The sequence below is a fragment of the Microbulbifer okhotskensis genome (genome assembly GCF_023895975.1).
Lineage (GTDB): Bacteria > Pseudomonadota > Gammaproteobacteria > Pseudomonadales > Cellvibrionaceae > Microbulbifer > Microbulbifer okhotskensis.
The window spans coordinates 1-1,492 of sequence record NZ_JALBWM010000273.1 but is presented as its reverse complement, the minus strand read 5'-3'; the positions used below and the strand labels follow the sequence as shown (position 1 = coordinate 1,492).

The following is a 1,492-nucleotide window of genomic DNA, read 5'->3' as shown; positions in this document are numbered from 1 at the left end:
TAGACAAGATAATTACAGCCACGATTTAAGCTGATTTATATGGGACAGCCCTGGCCTAAAGGGTGATGCACTTCAGAGTTGAATACAGGAAAAATGACATATGGATATCCAGTGGAAAATATAACACGACGACTCACCAAATTTTTTATGCTTACTTTGAACATTGTTAGTCTTAGCGCCTATGCAGAGTCGGTAAGCGATACAAAACCGGCACAAGTTATGTTCTTTGGTAGCTTTCACTTTAGCAATCCCGGTAATGACATAGTCAAAATGAAAACCATTGATATTCATACTGAGGAAAACCAGCGATATTTGGAGGATCTATCGTCGCAGATTGCCGTTGATGCACCAACACATGTCCTGCTGGAGTGCTCTAAAGAGAGCGAGAATAAGATTAACCAAAACTATAAAAAATATACCAAAGGTGAGTACACACTAAAAACAGGTGAAACTGAGCAGCTGGGATTCAGGATAGCCCAGAAAGCTGGCCTATCAAAAGTAGTTTGCTATGATGCGGACCAAGACCTCCCCTATGGAGAACTTTTAGCGTATCTTGAAAAACATTCACCCGAGCGGAAGAAGTTACTTGATGAAAACTTTGAGGCATGGGGAAAACGCTTTAGTGATATGCATGCTTCGTTGAGCTTGGGCCAAGTTCTTGACAAGCACAATGACCCCATCGAAGACAAAATAAATGTGGGCTCTTATATACTACTTAATGATATCGGCCAGGGTGATAATTTTATCGGTGCCGACCTTTCTAGCAAGTGGTGGTCCAGAAATTTCCGTATGTATGCCAATATCCAAGCCGTCGCCCAACCGGGTACAAAAGTGTTTGTCCTTGGTGGGCAAGGACATAGTTCTATGATGAGACCCATGCTAGAGCTGGATAACAAGCGTGAAACCTGGGATGTTCGCCGCTACTTCTAACGAAGATTCAAATCGAAAATCAGCCCCTTAGGAGGGAGAGCCTTGTCGTTGGATTTATAGATAGAGTTGAACTTTATATCCATCCCAGTACAGGGCGCTATGAATATCTATACGACCTTTTTATTCGGGCTGTTACTTGTCCTAATACAATCATTTTTGACTAACATCTCTGAAGAGATGCAGGTATCCTCAGGGAGGCTTGAGTTGTTGCCTTCACTGACATGAGAAGGGTTTCTCGAGCGCTCGGTTCGAGTATGGCTGCCCGATAGCTACCCAGTACAATAGCCCTACACCATTCTCTATATGCACGATGGGCAGATATTATTCGACAGTAATACCAATTGGAATGGCTGGGAATGAGGCTGGGAATGAGGCATGGATGAAATCGCTTCCCGATTAATGTCAGAAAGGAAAGTGCGCCCCTTAATTGTGGTAGCTATCGATAACGTCAATACACTTCGACATGGGGATTACTTCCCGCAAAAAGCCCAAATATTTCTCTCGGGAGAGAGGGTGTTCAAAACTCTGTGTCAGCTAAACGGTTTATAGGCTGATGTATTTC

General features: G+C 43.3%; 2 protein-coding genes. Both read left to right on the top strand.

What is annotated here, in order from left to right:
• The first annotated feature begins 111 nt into the window (after positions 1-111).
• The gene (locus tag MO867_RS21985) at positions 112-930 is read left to right on the top strand and encodes a DUF5694 domain-containing protein (protein WP_252473148.1); all 819 of its coding nucleotides are present in this window, start codon (positions 112-114) and stop codon (positions 928-930) included.
• Positions 931-1,305: 375 nt separating this feature from the next.
• Positions 1,306-1,479 carry a hypothetical protein gene (locus tag MO867_RS21980; protein WP_252473145.1) on the top strand — a complete coding sequence of 58 codons (174 nt, stop codon included), beginning with the start codon at positions 1,306-1,308 and terminating at the stop codon, positions 1,477-1,479.
• Positions 1,480-1,492 lie beyond the last annotated feature (13 nt).